Annotated in this window: 11 protein-coding genes and 1 pseudogene; 6 read left to right on the forward strand and 6 right to left on the reverse strand. The window is 39.9% G+C overall.

Going from position 1 to position 14,269, the window contains the following annotated elements; genetic code table 11:
• Positions 1–77: 77 nt before the first annotated feature.
• The 4 genes and pseudogenes from H5072_RS02495 to H5072_RS02510 all read left to right on the forward strand — a co-directional run bounded on the left by H5072_RS02495 (position 78) and on the right by H5072_RS02510 (position 3,560).
• The gene (locus tag H5072_RS02495; protein ID WP_029751611.1) at positions 78–410 is read left to right on the forward strand and encodes a helix-turn-helix domain-containing protein; all 333 of its coding nucleotides are present in this window, start codon (positions 78–80) and stop codon (positions 408–410) included.
• Positions 394–778 (forward strand): annotated as a pseudogene (locus H5072_RS21550) (HipA N-terminal domain-containing protein). The gene H5072_RS02495 and the pseudogene H5072_RS21550 overlap by 17 nt, the downstream one beginning before the upstream one ends.
• A 197-nt stretch (positions 779–975) precedes the next feature.
• Positions 976–2,049, forward strand: a complete 1,074-nt coding sequence (locus H5072_RS02505) for a HipA domain-containing protein (RefSeq protein ID WP_259395873.1) — start codon at positions 976–978, stop codon at positions 2,047–2,049.
• A 416-nt stretch (positions 2,050–2,465) separates the two neighbouring features.
• Positions 2,466–3,560, forward strand: coding sequence for a Fic family protein (locus tag H5072_RS02510; RefSeq protein ID WP_182692565.1), 1,095 nt, complete (start codon positions 2,466–2,468; stop codon positions 3,558–3,560).
• Positions 3,561–3,734: 174 nt separating this feature from the next.
• Here H5072_RS02510 and H5072_RS02515 read toward each other — a convergent pair whose 3' ends face one another.
• The 5 genes from H5072_RS02515 to H5072_RS02535 form a co-directional block, all read right to left on the reverse strand.
• Positions 3,735–4,160, reverse strand: coding sequence for a type VII toxin-antitoxin system HepT family RNase toxin (locus H5072_RS02515; RefSeq protein ID WP_182692566.1), 426 nt, complete (start codon positions 4,158–4,160; stop codon positions 3,735–3,737).
• Positions 4,153–4,542 carry a type VII toxin-antitoxin system MntA family adenylyltransferase antitoxin gene (locus tag H5072_RS02520; protein WP_002962075.1) on the reverse strand — a complete coding sequence of 130 codons (390 nt, stop codon included), beginning with the start codon at positions 4,540–4,542 and terminating at the stop codon, positions 4,153–4,155. Before H5072_RS02520 ends, H5072_RS02515 begins: the two co-directional genes overlap by 8 nt.
• 239 nt (positions 4,543–4,781) lie before the next feature.
• Positions 4,782–6,281: a DUF2235 domain-containing protein gene (locus H5072_RS02525; protein WP_182692567.1), complete on the reverse strand. Its 1,500-nt coding sequence runs from the start codon at positions 6,279–6,281 to the stop codon at positions 4,782–4,784.
• Between the two features lie 95 nt (positions 6,282–6,376).
• The gene (locus H5072_RS02530; RefSeq protein ID WP_182692568.1) at positions 6,377–8,467 is read right to left on the reverse strand and encodes a cupric reductase; all 2,091 of its coding nucleotides are present in this window, start codon (positions 8,465–8,467) and stop codon (positions 6,377–6,379) included.
• A 136-nt stretch (positions 8,468–8,603) separates the two neighbouring features.
• Positions 8,604–9,908, reverse strand: a complete 1,305-nt coding sequence (locus H5072_RS02535; RefSeq protein ID WP_002962796.1) for an NAD(P)/FAD-dependent oxidoreductase — start codon at positions 9,906–9,908, stop codon at positions 8,604–8,606.
• Positions 9,909–10,182: 274 nt separating this feature from the next.
• Here H5072_RS02535 and H5072_RS02540 point away from each other — a divergent pair, with 274 nt between their 5' ends.
• Positions 10,183–12,111, forward strand: a complete 1,929-nt coding sequence (locus H5072_RS02540) for an ATP-dependent DNA helicase RecQ (protein ID WP_182692569.1) — start codon at positions 10,183–10,185, stop codon at positions 12,109–12,111.
• Between the two features lie 45 nt (positions 12,112–12,156).
• Positions 12,157–12,465 (forward strand): YkgJ family cysteine cluster protein, encoded by a 309-nt coding sequence (locus tag H5072_RS02545; RefSeq protein WP_002962790.1) that lies wholly within the window; start codon positions 12,157–12,159, stop codon positions 12,463–12,465.
• A gap of 71 nt (positions 12,466–12,536) precedes the next feature.
• Here the strand turns inward: H5072_RS02545 and H5072_RS02550 are convergent, their stop codons facing one another.
• The gene (locus H5072_RS02550) at positions 12,537–14,156 is read right to left on the reverse strand and encodes a methyl-accepting chemotaxis protein (protein WP_182692570.1); all 1,620 of its coding nucleotides are present in this window, start codon (positions 14,154–14,156) and stop codon (positions 12,537–12,539) included.
• Positions 14,157–14,269: the final 113 nt, after the last annotated feature.

Genomic DNA, 14,269 nt, shown 5'->3' on the forward strand with positions numbered 1-14,269 from the left:
TTAAAAGTAAGTTATATTTGACTTTTGGGTGGGCTACCCTAAAATAAATTGTATAAGTAAACTATAGTTGACCTTTAATGAGTGAATTACCAGCAAAAAAAACACTTGGAAGAGTTGTTAAACGCACTGAAATGCCTGATCTATCAAAGCCGTTTTCGTCGGTGCGGCTCGCTAAAGCGATTACTTCAAAGCGAACTGGCATGAAGCTTACGCTGGTTGATGTATCGCAAGCACTTAATATTTCAAAGCCTACGCTGATAAAAATAGAAAAAGGTGATGTGAATGTGCAGTTTTTTAATGTACTCAAAGTGATGGAATACTTGGGGTTGTCGTTTAGCCTTGTCAGTGATGACGAGTCGCACCACAATAACAATAATAAGGATGAGGTGAGCGATGAGCAGTGGTATTAAAAAAAATAGCTTAGATGTATTTATTGGGCATACGCAGAAGATAGGTGCGATAGCCCTTGATATAGGCTCTGAAAATGAAATTGCATTTACCTATGAGCCTGAGTGGATTAATAAGGGTTTTGCTATTTCACCACACTTACCGCTCAATGGTGATTTTGACATCACGTGATGTGCGTAATTATTTACAAAACTTATTACCCGAGGGCAAAGGTCTTGATGAGATTATAAGTAGTACTACTATCTCTAAAAATAATACGTTTGGTTTGATTAAAGTAATTGGCGAGGAAACGTCAGGCGCTTTGTCGTTTAGAGCAAGTAACAGTACTTTAAAGCAAACATCTTTTCGTGAAGTAACTAGGGTCTGTTGATCTTTGCGGATTAAAATTTGTCCAAACTAGGAGCTATTTAATCGCGACGCGAGATTTGCAACCTAGTGGGCTAAGTAAAAACCGAGCAACAAAGAGTAAATAGCTCCTAGGAAGAACCCTTCGGGCAGCGCCTGTTTGGCATTAATGCTACGTTATCGCCCATTTATGGGGAATAACCACACTGCATAGGCTCTGCCTTGCCTAAATACCAAACAGGCTGCTGCAAATTTAACCTTGAAAGAACAGCAGACCCTAGTGACGAGCTAAGCCAAAAACTTAAACGCTTTGTACAAGTTGGAGAGCCAATTACTCATTGGGATGGCCGAACTCGGCTCTCTGTTGCTGGCGTTCAAGACAAACTAAACTTGCTCGAAATTGATAGTAAATTAGGATTTGGTGAAGGGGAGCTATGTTCTAATAAAATTTTTAAATTCGAAACAGGTACCGCGCCTTTCATTGCAGTAAATGAACTTTTTACCATGCTTTTGGCAAAAGAGTCGGGGCTCAATGTTCCCCATGTTGAGTTGCGCACTTATGCAGATGTAAGAGTATTTGTAATAGATCGCTTTGATAGGCGCGTTACACAAGATCAAAACCGTGTATTACGTCGTCATATTATTGATGGTTGCCAAGCCACTAATTTACCTCCTTCTTATAAATATGAGCGTCAGCATGGTGATAATGGGGATGGTATTTATATTCGAGATGGCGTTTCTTTTGCAAAACTCTTTAATGTTAAAACAACGAATGTACAAGCGTATGAGGCTCAGCTTATTCGTTGGATGACATTTAATATTTTAGTACGTAATTACGATGCTCATGGCAAAAACATTAGTTTTTTTGTTGGTAAAAATGGTTTAGAGCTTACGCCGTTTTACGACTTGGTAAATATAGAGGCTATTATTGAGCAGGGAAGCATTGACCGTGATATGGGCTATTTACAGCCCAAAATATCAAGGTGTTATGCTATGTCAGTGGGTGAGCATAATTCGCAAAGTGCAGGCAATTTTACTAATGAGATTACAGCTTATATGTTAGCTGATTTTGCTGATGAGTTTGCTATTTCACTACCACGGATGCAACTACTTATGAGTCAAACCGTTGACTCTGTATTAGCCGCAATTGATACGGCTAAAGTTTCTGCTGTTAAAAATAACTTGTCTACTGCTGAATTAGCACACATTGATTTGTGCATAAAAATAATTAATAAAGCTGCAAATAAGCTGAGTGAGCAAATAATACAACTACCAAATATGGATGCATTTATTTAAATTTCAGAAAATAAATACACGTATTTTGAGTAAGTAATTCATATTTTGGTTGCCAGCATCAACGCGATATTTACAAATTAAAATTAAAAGCGCGAGATAAATTCCGGCTTACAATTTAAAAGCTACGCTTTTCGCGCAAGCAAGCTGGGCGCCTACAGGTGTTCAGCTTGGCCTTATTTAAAAGCCAAAGCGCGATATAAAATCGCACCTACGGTTTTGTTGAGAGCGGTGTTTGCAATGATGTAGGTGAGGTTTTATACCTCGCTTATAAATGGATTGTTTTTACCATTGAAAAATGAATTATTGTTCTGTTCAACGCTTAAAAGTAATGAGGCAATTAACTCTTCTATTCGCCTCATTGCATGAGGCAAATAAATAACATAGACTGAAGCTAATTACCTTTAGGACTAAAGACTATGTGGATATGGCAACAGCAAAGCTGGCCAAACTTTGCGTGGGATGCTGCAGTGCTTGCTCCTTTACTAAGGGATCTTTCATATAATCAAGGTTTATTAGTAGGGCGTATGGGCGTGCAAAGTGCTCAACAAAAGCAGCAAGCCCTTGATACCTTACTTGCAAATATTATTTACTCCAGTGCGATTGAGGGTGAAAAGCTTAATGCATTTTCGGTTCGCTCTTCTCTTGCTAAAAAGCTCAATATTAATGAGCAACCTTACCCAACAACAGTGCAAAGCGATAATCTTGCAGAGATTATGCTTGATGCAATAAATAACACAGACTCACCGCTTAATTTAGAGCGAGTGCTTAATTGGCATCGCTTATTGTTTGCAGGTGAGCAAAGCTTATTTACTAAAATTGAGGGTGGGCAATTGCGTGGTGACGAGCCAATGCAAGTGGTATCGGGGCGCTTAGATAAACCGGTATTACATTTTACGGCGCCTCCTAAAGAGCGAGTAAATAAAGAGCTTTCGCTATTTTTTAACTGGTTTAACAAAACGCAAAACGAACCTCAAATAGATCCTTTTATTCGGGCAGCTATCGCACACTTATGGTTTGTAACAATACATCCACTTGAGGATGGTAATGGGCGTATTACACGCCTTATAACCGACCTGGCATTAGCGCAAGAACATGCTGAGTCAATTCGGTTTTACGCTATGTCGGTGGCTATTTTAGAAGACAGAAAAAGCTACTACGAGGTGCTTGAAGCCACTCAACGTGGAGATCTTTGTATTACAAAGTGGATTAAGTGGTTTTTATGTACGCTTAATAATGCGATACACCATACGCTTAATAATATTGAGCAAACAATTTTTAAAACCAATTACTGGGCAAGTAAAGATCAAACAAAGCTAGGTGAGCAGCAAGTAAAAGTGCTTAATAAGTTACTTGATGGCCAATTTGAACTGGGTATTAGTGCGAGTCAGTATCAAAAGGTAGCTAAGGTTAGCCGTGCAACCGCAACACGCCATTTATCGGACTTGCAAACGCTTGGATTTTTAACAAAAACCGCCGCAGGTGGGCGTAGTACACGTTACAAAATTGCCTAATGAGGCAATTACACATGTTATTCGCCTCATTGTGTGAGGCGAATAGGTGTTTGAATTATTGTAGGTGAGGTTTTATACCTCGCATGGTGTTTTTATAAAGCCAAAGCGCGATGTAAAATCGCACCTACGGTTTTGTTCAGTGCAGTGGTTTAATTATTGTAGGTGAGGTTTTATCTATAAACCTTTGTTTAGCTCTGTAATCGCTTTAATACTAAATGCGTGCATAGTTGTGTAGTGTTGCTTTTTAATGATTGTTTTAACGATACTTTGGTCAATATTTAAGTAATCGTGAACAAGAGCATTTCGTAAGCCTATAATTTTACGCCATGACAGTAGTTCTGCCTCGCTCAAAAAGCCTAAATTAGTAAGTTCGCTAAATGTTTGATAGGCGTTGCTACTGGTACTACTTTTGTGCTGCTTTAGCCAATGCTTTGATAAACCAATACACACCTCGGTCATTAACTGTAGTAATCGCTCTGCAGCTCGGTAGTCTCTACTATTAAGTGAATCGATTTGACTGAGTTCGTCGAGTTCTTGCATATATTCGTCAATATGGCGTGTTACTTCACTTAAATAAAGTGTAATTCCGGTATCAGTCATGTTTACTCGCTATGGTTTCAAATTCGAACTGGCTATATATACGCTGCTGCTCTTTCATCGCTCTAACACTATTATTGCTTATAATTATTTTTCCATATTCAATAACGTTGAAAGCTAAATAACTTGGAATAATATTTATATCAACAATCGAAATAAGTTGTTCGTTAAGATTAAGTGCATTACTTATTTCAAGCTCAAGCTCTTTTGGCCTAAGGCGCTTATCGAACGATTCCAGATCAAAGTTTTTAAATGCTATGGCTAAGTCAATGTCACTATGAGGCTGAGCTGTCCCTTTTGCATGGGAGCCATATAGCCAAACTACATCAATGTCGGTGTTTTGATGTAAATACTCAATTATTTTTTGTATAACTTCATTTGCCACGAAAAAGTAACCATTGATAAAAACAGTAATAATAACCTATCAGTTTTATAGTGAACATTAAAACTGATATTTGTTTTATTTAATTTAAAAGCTTCGCTTTTCGCGCGAGCAAGCTGTGCGCCTTGTATGTACAGGTGTTTAGGCGGGCTTTGTAGTGTTGATTGGGAGTTATGAGCCGTTACTAAAGAGCTAAGTGCGATGTAAAATCGCACCTACAATTTAAAAGCTTCGGGTACCTATTACTCCAACCGCGTTACTTTCACTTTTATTTTACCTGCATTAGCGCCGTAAAAGCGGCTTAAGTCGTTTGCAAATGGGCAAAACTCGCCAGATTTATCCATTTTAATGTCGGCGCCGTTGGCTATTTCAAAAAGGTGGTCGTCGTTTTTATTTATAGCACCAATAAGTGAAAACCATTGTGCGCGAGGAAATCGTCTAAATGGTTCAAGCACAGCCATGGGGATTTCTTTTACGCCAAGTTGTACGTTATCGCGGTTCCAGCCTAATGGCGTGCACTTTATGCCATCGTCAAACCAATATTGATTTGGGTATGGGGTAAAGCGGTACGTAGCGCCTTGCTCTAGCATAAGGCCGGTTGCGTTATATTGCTCTGAGGCAAATACCATTACATCTTGGCTTTGGTTAATGCTCAGCACATTCATGTTTTGATTAGCCAGTTCTATATGTTGGCTTAAACCAATAAAGCTAAGTGTGGTGTTGTCGTTGTAGCTAATTTTGTAATGCAGTTTTTTTAGCGATTCTGGACGGTAACTGGTTAGCTTATTAATGCGTTCGGCTACGCTGAAGTGCACTAAAGGCTTAAGATTGCTGGCTTCGTCATCAATTAATACATAGCACTGCCTATCTACTAATTTAAAAAATGGGTTAAACCAAAAGTAATTTTGTTGATGACTTAATGCGAGCGGATCGGGCGTTACGGTTACGTCATCTTGTGCTACTAAGTTGCTATCGGGAAGTAGGCTTTCGTAATCTATATCGTGGCTAGTGAGTAACGAAATATTAAGCGGTTGCTCTATTAACCACTCAAGTGCGTAGCGCAAGCAAATATCGGCTAGGCCATCGCGGTAGTAACCGCCGCCAATGTCTGAATGCGCACCTGCAAACCATAATTCAGTGATATTGCTTTGATGGTTCATGAGTGTGGGTTCAAAGGCGCGGCGTTTTTCATCAAGGGCTACGCAGTGCAGCGCGTGAGTAATGTTGTTGGCAATGGTGTGGTTTTCAAAAATAACGTGCTCTGCGCCACGTGTGGCTTTACTTACTTTTGATAAGCCAATAGAGGCGACAGTATCAAACACACATACGTAAACATTATCAGCAATTAAAGGCTCTAGGATTTTAGCAAAACGCCTAGCAAGTGCACCGCCTCGGCTAAAACCCGTTAGCAGTATGGTATCGCCTATTAGGTAGTGAGCTTTAAAGTCGCTTAATGCTTGATTTAAAATACTGGCTACGTCGTCACCACGAGGTGCAAGGGTTTGGTTTAAAATGCGTTTAAGGCGGCTGCCTTTAGTGCCAATACCTTGATAATAAAAACTGAGTTGGTTAGCAAAAGGAGTAATGGGGGAGTCTTCTAATTTACCGCCAAGCAGTAAATGCAATTTTAAAATGTTGGTAATATTAGAGTCTTCTTTAAAATGCTCTGAGCTAAATTGCTCTGCATCACGGGGCTCGTTTCCTGTGCCGTCAAAATTAAAAATTAGCGTTTTACCCGTCATAACCCAATTTCCTTAGTTGTTTTAAATACTCTACACAGACAATGTTAAAAATTAAAGACAATATTCATCAAGTAATGGCTCGCCTGTTATGTAGATCAGTGATTATTAAAAATATAGTGATTTAGCTCTGTGCCCTCAGCGGGTTTTAGTGCAGGGTTAAGTTGTACTAACTGCTGATAAACTTCAGGATAAAATGTTTTTAATCGGGCAACGCGAGAAAAGTGGTTTGGTTCAAATTTCTCTACAAGCTGCAACGCTAAAGGGACCATTGGGCTCAACTCACCTTGGGTGTAGCTTTGTTCTAGCGCTAAGTCGAGTATATCTACGCCAAGTTTACTGGGAACAGTCGGTATTTTATTATCAATTAGAAATTGGACTACTTCGACAGAAGATGATGCAGCTTGTATATAAACGTCGCGTCCACGTATATCGGTAATCGAAAAATCAAAACCAAGTTGTGCAAGTTCTTGCCATTTTTTTAGTGGAAACCAGCTTAGTCTAACCAAATCCTTTGGAGGGACGGGTAGTGTTCGGCTATTCCAAATAGGAACTAAGTCATATGGATTTTCAAGTAACCTAATAAATAGCACGTTTGTTTCTGTTTGGTTTAGTGGAGTTGTTTGGCTGTATTCAAGTGCTTTTTTAAATTCTTTTTTAGCTAAATACTCACGAAATACATTATCGCTTCTATCTGAAGAGGTACGACCGGCAAGGGTGTTCCACCAATAATTAACTAAAACAGGGTCTATATCTTGTAATACGTCTTCAAAGTTGCTGCCATATTCTTTTTCAATTTCGCGAACTTTTGCGTAAGCGTCTCTATCTTGTATGAGCTTTTGGGCTGCAAATAGCTTCTTTGGTAGTTGACTACAATTGCTTGAGTATGAATTTAGTTCTTCTTTTTTAAGTTGTATTTCTTGTAAAAATTGAGATATTTCAGAATCATCGGGCTCACTCACTTGTGGCAATGTGGCGTTGTCTATTTTACCAATAGGGCTAAAGTAAGCATATTGCTCAGGGTTTTCCTGCCCATTAATATAGGCGCCTTGCTGGTAAATAAAGTCACTTACAAAAGAAACGCCTTTGTCATTTAGGTCGTCATTAGCATTGCCGCTATGAGCTTTATAGCCCTGCTCTGTGAGGTAGTCCAACATTTGAGTATGCTTTGCATCTAAAGGGGCTGGCGTTAAGTTACCACTTCTAGGCAGGTTTACTATTGCAACATCTAAACCAGTAAATAAGCCAGGCCGATTGGTTGGTGTTACGCCTAGTTGTTGTAGTGCTTTTACAAGCGGTAAATTAAACTGGCTTACGGCAATATCAGCCATGTTATACAAAACAGAATTTTCTTCGTACAACGGCAGAGCATCCAGTGCAGGCACCTGCTTCATAAGTGCAAAAATATATTCATTAGGAATGTTGTTTTTAATTGCAGTAGCTAACTCATTAACTGTAAATTGGTTAGATGAAATTGCCTGCTCAAACTCTTTTGGCGTAAATTTATTTGCATTAAGCACAAACAATGTCGCCGGGGAAATAACTTCACTGCCCTCAAGTTTAATAAACGTTTTAGAGTAAGTGGTAAATGTATCAGTGTTGTTTAATAAAGCATAAAGGGTTTCTTTTTGTACATTTTCATCAAGGGGTACACTCAGAGTCAGTCCTGAAGGGCTATGCTTATTATCTCCAAGCTGTTGAATCATTTCTTTTACTTTTTCATTGGTGAAGCCTTTAATTGCTTCAATGCCTTGCCAATTAGCTAATTCGTCTAAAGAGCTAGTAATATTAAGCTGCTGCTTTTGCTCAGCAACTATGGCATCTCTTAAAAAGGCAATATATTGACGCTTATAGATTCCTGATAGGGTTGCATACTTTAAAAGCGTGGGGACCGACGTCCCTTTTTTAAGCTCACTCACAAAAAATGAAACAAGCGATTGGTTTAAATTATTTATTTTTATATGTTGTTGCTGTGATTGATCTCTACAAAGGCGAATATCTTTTTTTAGATCTGTGACTATTCTTAGCGGTGTGCCTTCTACGGGCTGCTTTTTATTAACTAAATTAGGCTCAGTGGCATTTGGTGCAGCCACGTTGGTCTGCTCTACAGCGGCTGTGTTAGGCTGGGTTTTAAATAGATATACTGCCAAAGCCGCTATAATTATAAGTCCGAGAAGTCGCTTTTTCATAACCGCCAATCCTTTGATGTTATTAAAATATTCTCACATCGTACTACTTTAGGTACGCAAAGTGCAAAAAGCCTTAAGAGATAATACTTATTAACTCTTGAAGCTTTTTAGTGGTTTTGTGAGCGTACTTAATTTATTAGTGCAATTTCATTTTAGGGCGCACTACACGCAGCACTTTTTCGCTTATCCATAATGCAAAGGTTTTTGCGCTACCGTGTATGGCGCGTTGGTGCATACGGTATAAAGATATATACATAAAGCGGGCAATTTTACCTTCAATAAAAAAGGTATTGCTGGTTAGATTGCCCATTAAGTTACCTACAGTGCTGTAGCTTGATAAGTTAACAAGTGAGCCATGGTCGCTGTATTTAAAGCCGCGTAGTGGTTGCTGCTTTAGCGTTGCGATTAGATTTTTTTCGACGCACTGCGCCATTTGATGCGCCGATTGTGCTCGAGGTGGTACTTGCTTGCCATCGGCTTGGGTAAATGCGCAGCAATCGCCTAATACAAAAATGCTTTCGTCAACGGTGCTTTGTAAAAACTCGTTTACTTGAATTTGGTTGCTACGCGTCAGCTCAAAAATACCTAAGTCTTTAATAAAGTCAGGTGCTTTTACGCCTGCTGCCCACACCATAATATCGGCATCAATGTGTTCTTCGTCTTTGGTGATAAAGCCTTGTGCGGTGCCTTCTTTTACTTGCGTTTGTTCGCGCACGTTTACGCCAAGCTTTAATAGCTCGCGTTTAGCACTTACGGCAATACGCTCTGGTAATGCTGGTAAAATACGTGGTCCGGCTTCTATTAAGTGAATATGCAAACGCTTAGACGACATATTTGTTAAGCCATAAAGCTTTAATAGTTCAGACACATGATAAAGCTCAGCTGAGAGTTCAACACCGGTAGCACCGCCGCCTACAATGGCAATATTAAGTGATTGCTGTTGGTTGTCGTCTTGGTGAAGGCGTGTAAAGCTATCTAGTAATGAATGCTGAAAGCGCTCTGCTTGTTGGTTTGAATCTAAAAAGTAGCAGTGATCTTTTATACCTGGGGTATTAAAGTCGTTACTTACGCTGCCAATGGCAATCACTAGGTGGTCGTAGCGCACGGTGCGCTCGGGTAAAATTGTGTGGCCTAGCTCATCTAAAAGTGGTGCAAGGGTAACTGTTTTATTGCTTTGATCTATATTGCAAAAAGTACCAAGTTGAAAGTTATAGTGGTGTTTTGCAGCATGGGCTGAATACACAACGCCATCTAAATCGGGGTCAATAGAGCCTGTCGCTACTTCGTGCAGTAACGGCTTCCATATGTGGGTACGGTTTTTGTCTATTAGTAGAATTTCAGCTTGTTTTTTCTTTCCTAATTTATGACCTAATTGCGTTGCGAGTTCTAATCCGCCAGCACCACCGCCAATAACGACGATTTTAGGTGTAGTAATATTCATAACGTTGCCCTCAAAAATAATATACCCAAGTGATCTGTATTTTTATTCGTTTTTTAAGATGACTTGGGTATCAATAAATTATTTTGGCAACAAGCAGTTACTACTCATTTTATAGTGCTTTAGTTTGCGCTTAAATAAAGGTGATGTCAGCAATAAATAATGTTATTTGTTGTATACTGAGTTGCAAATATTTCATACACACCGAGTTGCAAATATTTTATTTACACCGCATTTTTATAAGCATGACTATTGTTTAGCCATCAAAAGGACATTTATGACCACGCCACTAATTCAATCACTTGAGCAGCACTTTGGTTTTAGCCAATTTAGAACAGGGCAACAACAAACTATAGAGCAGCTTTTAAATGGTCAATCGTCGTTGGCTATATTTCCGACCGGTTCGGGTAAATCGTTGTGCTATCAATTAACTGCGTTGCATTTACCAAATTTAACGTTAGTTGTTTCGCCTTTACTAGCATTGATGAAAGATCAAATTAGCTTTTTAAATAGCAAAGGTATTTACGCGGCAAGCCTTGATTCGAGCCAAGATCAAATGCAAAGCAGCACCGTAATGAATGATGTGCGAAATGGTAAAATTAAAGTATTAATGGTGTCGGTTGAGCGCTTTAAAAACGAGCGTTTTAGAGAGTTTATAAGCCAGGTGGCGCTTTCGATGTTAGTGGTAGACGAAGCGCACTGTATATCTGAATGGGGCCATAACTTTAGACCCGACTACCTTAAACTACCGCGATACCGCGAAGAGCTAAATATTCCACTGGTACTATTACTCACCGCCACAGCCACTAAAAAAGTAAAACGCGACATGAGCGAGCGTTTTAATATTGCCCCAGAGTGTATTGTACAAACCGGCTTTTACCGCGCTAACCTCGATTTAAGTGTGCTAAGTGTAAAAACGGCTGATAAAAACACTGAGCTTACAAACATAGTGCGTGCGCAAAATGGCCCAGGTATTGTGTATGTAACGCTTCAGCAAAGTGCCGAACAAGTGGCTAATACGCTAAGTGCGCAAGGTATTCAAGCGGTTGCGTATCATGCAGGGCTTGAAGATACGCTACGCTGGCAAATTCAAGATGATTTTATGGCGGGTAAAATTAACGTTGTTGTGGCAACAATAGCCTTTGGTATGGGCATTGATAAATCAGATATTCGCTTTGTTATTCATTACGATTTACCAAAATCAATTGAAAACTACAGCCAAGAAATTGGCCGCGCAGGGCGCGATGGCAACCCATCAAACTGCTACACCTTGGCTAATTTAGATGGCCTAAACACAGTAGAAAACTTTGTGTATGGCGACACCCCAGAGCTTAGCGGTATTGAATACGTAATTAACGATATTCGCCAAAGCCACCAGCAATGGGAAATGCAAGAATACAGCTTATCAAGCGAAAGTAATATTAGACAACTGGCACTTAAAACCTTACTTGTACAGCTTGAAATGCAAGGCGCTATAACGCCGCAATATGCCTACTACGCTGATTTTAAATATAAATTTTTGGTTGATAAAAACGAGCTACTAAGCCAGTTTGACCAGCAGCGCCAAGCATTTTTAACACAAATATTTAGCCATACCGATTTTAAAAAAATATGGGGCACGCTAAATTTTGACTCCCTTACGCAAGCCGCGCAGGTTGATCGAAAACGCGTAGTGGCAGCCCTTGATTACCTAGCCGAAAAAAACCTAATAACGCTCGAAACCAAACGTATTACCCAAGTATACAAAGTGCATAGCGAGGTTATAGATAACCCAGAACTTGCCCAGCAACTACACGACTACTTTAGTGATAAAGAACAAGCCGAAATTAAACGTATTGCTGCACTGGTACGCTTTTTTGAGCTACAAAGTTGCTTAAGCTATAACTTAGCGCGCTATTTTGACGATCAAAATGCACCACAGCAATGTGGGCATTGTAGTGTGTGTAGAGGTCATGCGGTTAAGCTTGAATACTCTATAGAGCCTGCATATGTTGAGGAGCAACTTATTTATCAAAAGGTGGATGAGTTTTTAGCGCATATGGCAGACAAAGGTAATCATAATGTGGGTATTGAAACCCAATGCCGCTTTTTAGCTGGGATGAGTGTGCCATTATTTGCGCGTAATAAAGTGCGCCAATTGAGTGGTTTTGCACTGTGCGAGCAAATGCGTTACAGCGATATAAAAGCAAAACTACTAGCGCGTTAAATTAGTTACTGTATCCTAGTGGCTTATTCAAAAAAGTAAGCCACTATGCCTCATATTGTTATTCCTGTTGAAAATATTTCTACTACCCCAGAGCCTGTTACGTGTGCTAACTGCCAAGCCTGTTGTTGCCAATTAGAAGTGCGCATAGTAACCGACACCGGCGTGCCTTTTAACTACATTGAATACGATAAATGGGGCAGCGAAGTAATGAAACGCGCTGACGACGGTTGGTGCCAAGCACTCGACCGCAATACGCTTATGTGCTCTATTTACGAAAACCGCCCATTAGTTTGCCGCGAGTTTGAAATGGCCTCAGACGAGTGTATTACCGAGCGCGATTTAGCGGGTATATAGTCCGCTATTATTAAAGTACATAAACATCAAAGGGGCTTAAAAGCCCCTTTGTTTATTACTTACTATAAAAATTAAACTTTAAAGTAGCTAATATACTTTTTAAGCGTGTTTGAAAGGTCAGCTAATGCAACGGCTTCTTGTGCGTTACTGTTAAGAGACATGCTGGTTTCTTTAGACATACTGGCAATTTCTTCCACGCCGGTACTAATTTGCGCCACGGTGGCTACTTGGTTTGATGTTGATTCAACAATTTCAAGCACGTTACTTAATGAATCGTTAGCTTGTTGCTGTATTTGATGCAGTAACTCGTTTGCCTCATGGGTAAGCGTTAGGCCATTTTCTACTTGCGGTACTGTGGTTTCCATAGCTGTTACCGACGCTTGCGTGTTTTCTTGCACTTGCAAAATCATCTTTTCAATGTCGCCTGTTGCATCACCAGTACGCTGGGCAAGTTGCCTTACCTCGTCAGCTACAACAGCAAAACCTCGGCCAGTTTCGCCTGCTCTTGCAGCTTCTATTGCCGCATTTAGTGCAAGCAAGTTTGTTTGATCAGAAATGCTGCGGATCACACTTAAAATATCGCCAATGTGTTTTACATGTTCTTGCAGCACGTTTACTTGGGTAACTGTGGCTTTTACGGTTACAGAAATTTGCTCAATTTCGGCCGCTACTTTTTGCACTGCAATACTACCTTGCTGCGATAGTTGTGCAGTTACTTTTGAGTTATCTTCGGTTTGTTTAACAGAGCCTGCAACTGCATTAATACTGCGGCTCATTTCTTCTAGGCTGCTTACTGCCGAGTTTGTATAGGTTACTTGTGCGTCAGCGGCACTAAGTGCTTGCTGCGAGCCAGACGCTACGCTTGCAGAGTGCGTAGAAAGCTCTTCAGATGAGTTAATAATGCTATCTACAATGGTTTTTAGTTTAGATTGCATCACCCCTACAGAAGCCATCATGCTATTTGGGCAACACGACTGTACATCACCTCTTAAATCGCCTTGGGCAATAAGGGCAATTACTTCGGCGGCTTCTTGTGGTTCGCCACCTACTGACTTTCTGATCAGTTGGCTAATAACATACGCAACGCTTGCACCTATTAAAATTGCAAGCGCGGTGAGCGAAATCATCCAAATTTCAAATGAACTGGCAATATCGAGAGTATCAATAGTGGTGGTTTGATTTGCTTGCTCTTGCAGATTTATAAATTGGTTTATAACATTTAGCCACTGGGTAAACGCAGGGCGCGCATCGGTTAATAAAATGCGTTTAGCTTCGTTTAGGTTTCCTGCATTTTTAGCGTTTATTACACCTTGAATAAAAGGCTGAGTACGCTGCTCTATTTGATTTATTTTATTAATTAAAGCGCGCTCTTCACTATTCATATCACCCATTAGCTTAGCCATAGCGCGGCTTGACGTTTGGTAAAATGCGTTTAGCTCTTGTATGTTATTTAACACGGTACTTAAACTGCTTTGCTCGGTAATTAGCACTACGTCGCGCACGGCTATTGCTCTGTCGTGTACGCTGCCTCTGAAGTTAATTGCGTAACGTTGCTTTACCGAATTTACGTCGGTCATGTGGGTAATGTTATTATTAATAAGGCTAACGCGCGAAATTCCAATAATGGTTAAAATAATCATCATTGATAAAATTACGCCAAAGCCGGTCGTTAAACGCATGTTTATGGTCATGGTTGATCCCAAGGGTGAGTCAATACGCGCAAGAGCAGCTTGTATTATTAGTGAAAATACTTAAACAATAGCAGCATTATGCCTTATTAATTAAAGTTTTATTAGCAATAAGG

Source organism: Pseudoalteromonas sp. SR45-5, from assembly GCF_014163565.1.
In the GTDB taxonomy this organism is placed as follows: domain Bacteria; phylum Pseudomonadota; class Gammaproteobacteria; order Enterobacterales; family Alteromonadaceae; genus Pseudoalteromonas; species Pseudoalteromonas distincta.

Coding starts and splice junctions, on each gene's coding strand:
- H5072_RS02545 (WP_002962790.1), top strand. CDS start 12,157: ATGCCTCATATTGTTATTCCTGTTGAAAATATTTCTACTACCCCAGAG.
- H5072_RS02540 (WP_182692569.1), top strand. CDS start 10,183: ATGACCACGCCACTAATTCAATCACTTGAGCAGCACTTTGGTTTTAGC.
- H5072_RS02530 (WP_182692568.1), bottom strand. CDS start 8,467: ATGAAAAAGCGACTTCTCGGACTTATAATTATAGCGGCTTTGGCAGTA.
- H5072_RS02550 (WP_182692570.1), bottom strand. CDS start 14,156: ATGACCATAAACATGCGTTTAACGACCGGCTTTGGCGTAATTTTATCA.
- H5072_RS02535 (WP_002962796.1), bottom strand. CDS start 9,908: ATGAATATTACTACACCTAAAATCGTCGTTATTGGCGGTGGTGCTGGC.
- H5072_RS02495 (WP_029751611.1), top strand. CDS start 78: ATGAGTGAATTACCAGCAAAAAAAACACTTGGAAGAGTTGTTAAACGC.
- H5072_RS02510 (WP_182692565.1), top strand. CDS start 2,466: ATGTGGATATGGCAACAGCAAAGCTGGCCAAACTTTGCGTGGGATGCT.
- H5072_RS02515 (WP_182692566.1), bottom strand. CDS start 4,160: ATGACTGATACCGGAATTACACTTTATTTAAGTGAAGTAACACGCCAT.
- H5072_RS02525 (WP_182692567.1), bottom strand. CDS start 6,281: ATGACGGGTAAAACGCTAATTTTTAATTTTGACGGCACAGGAAACGAG.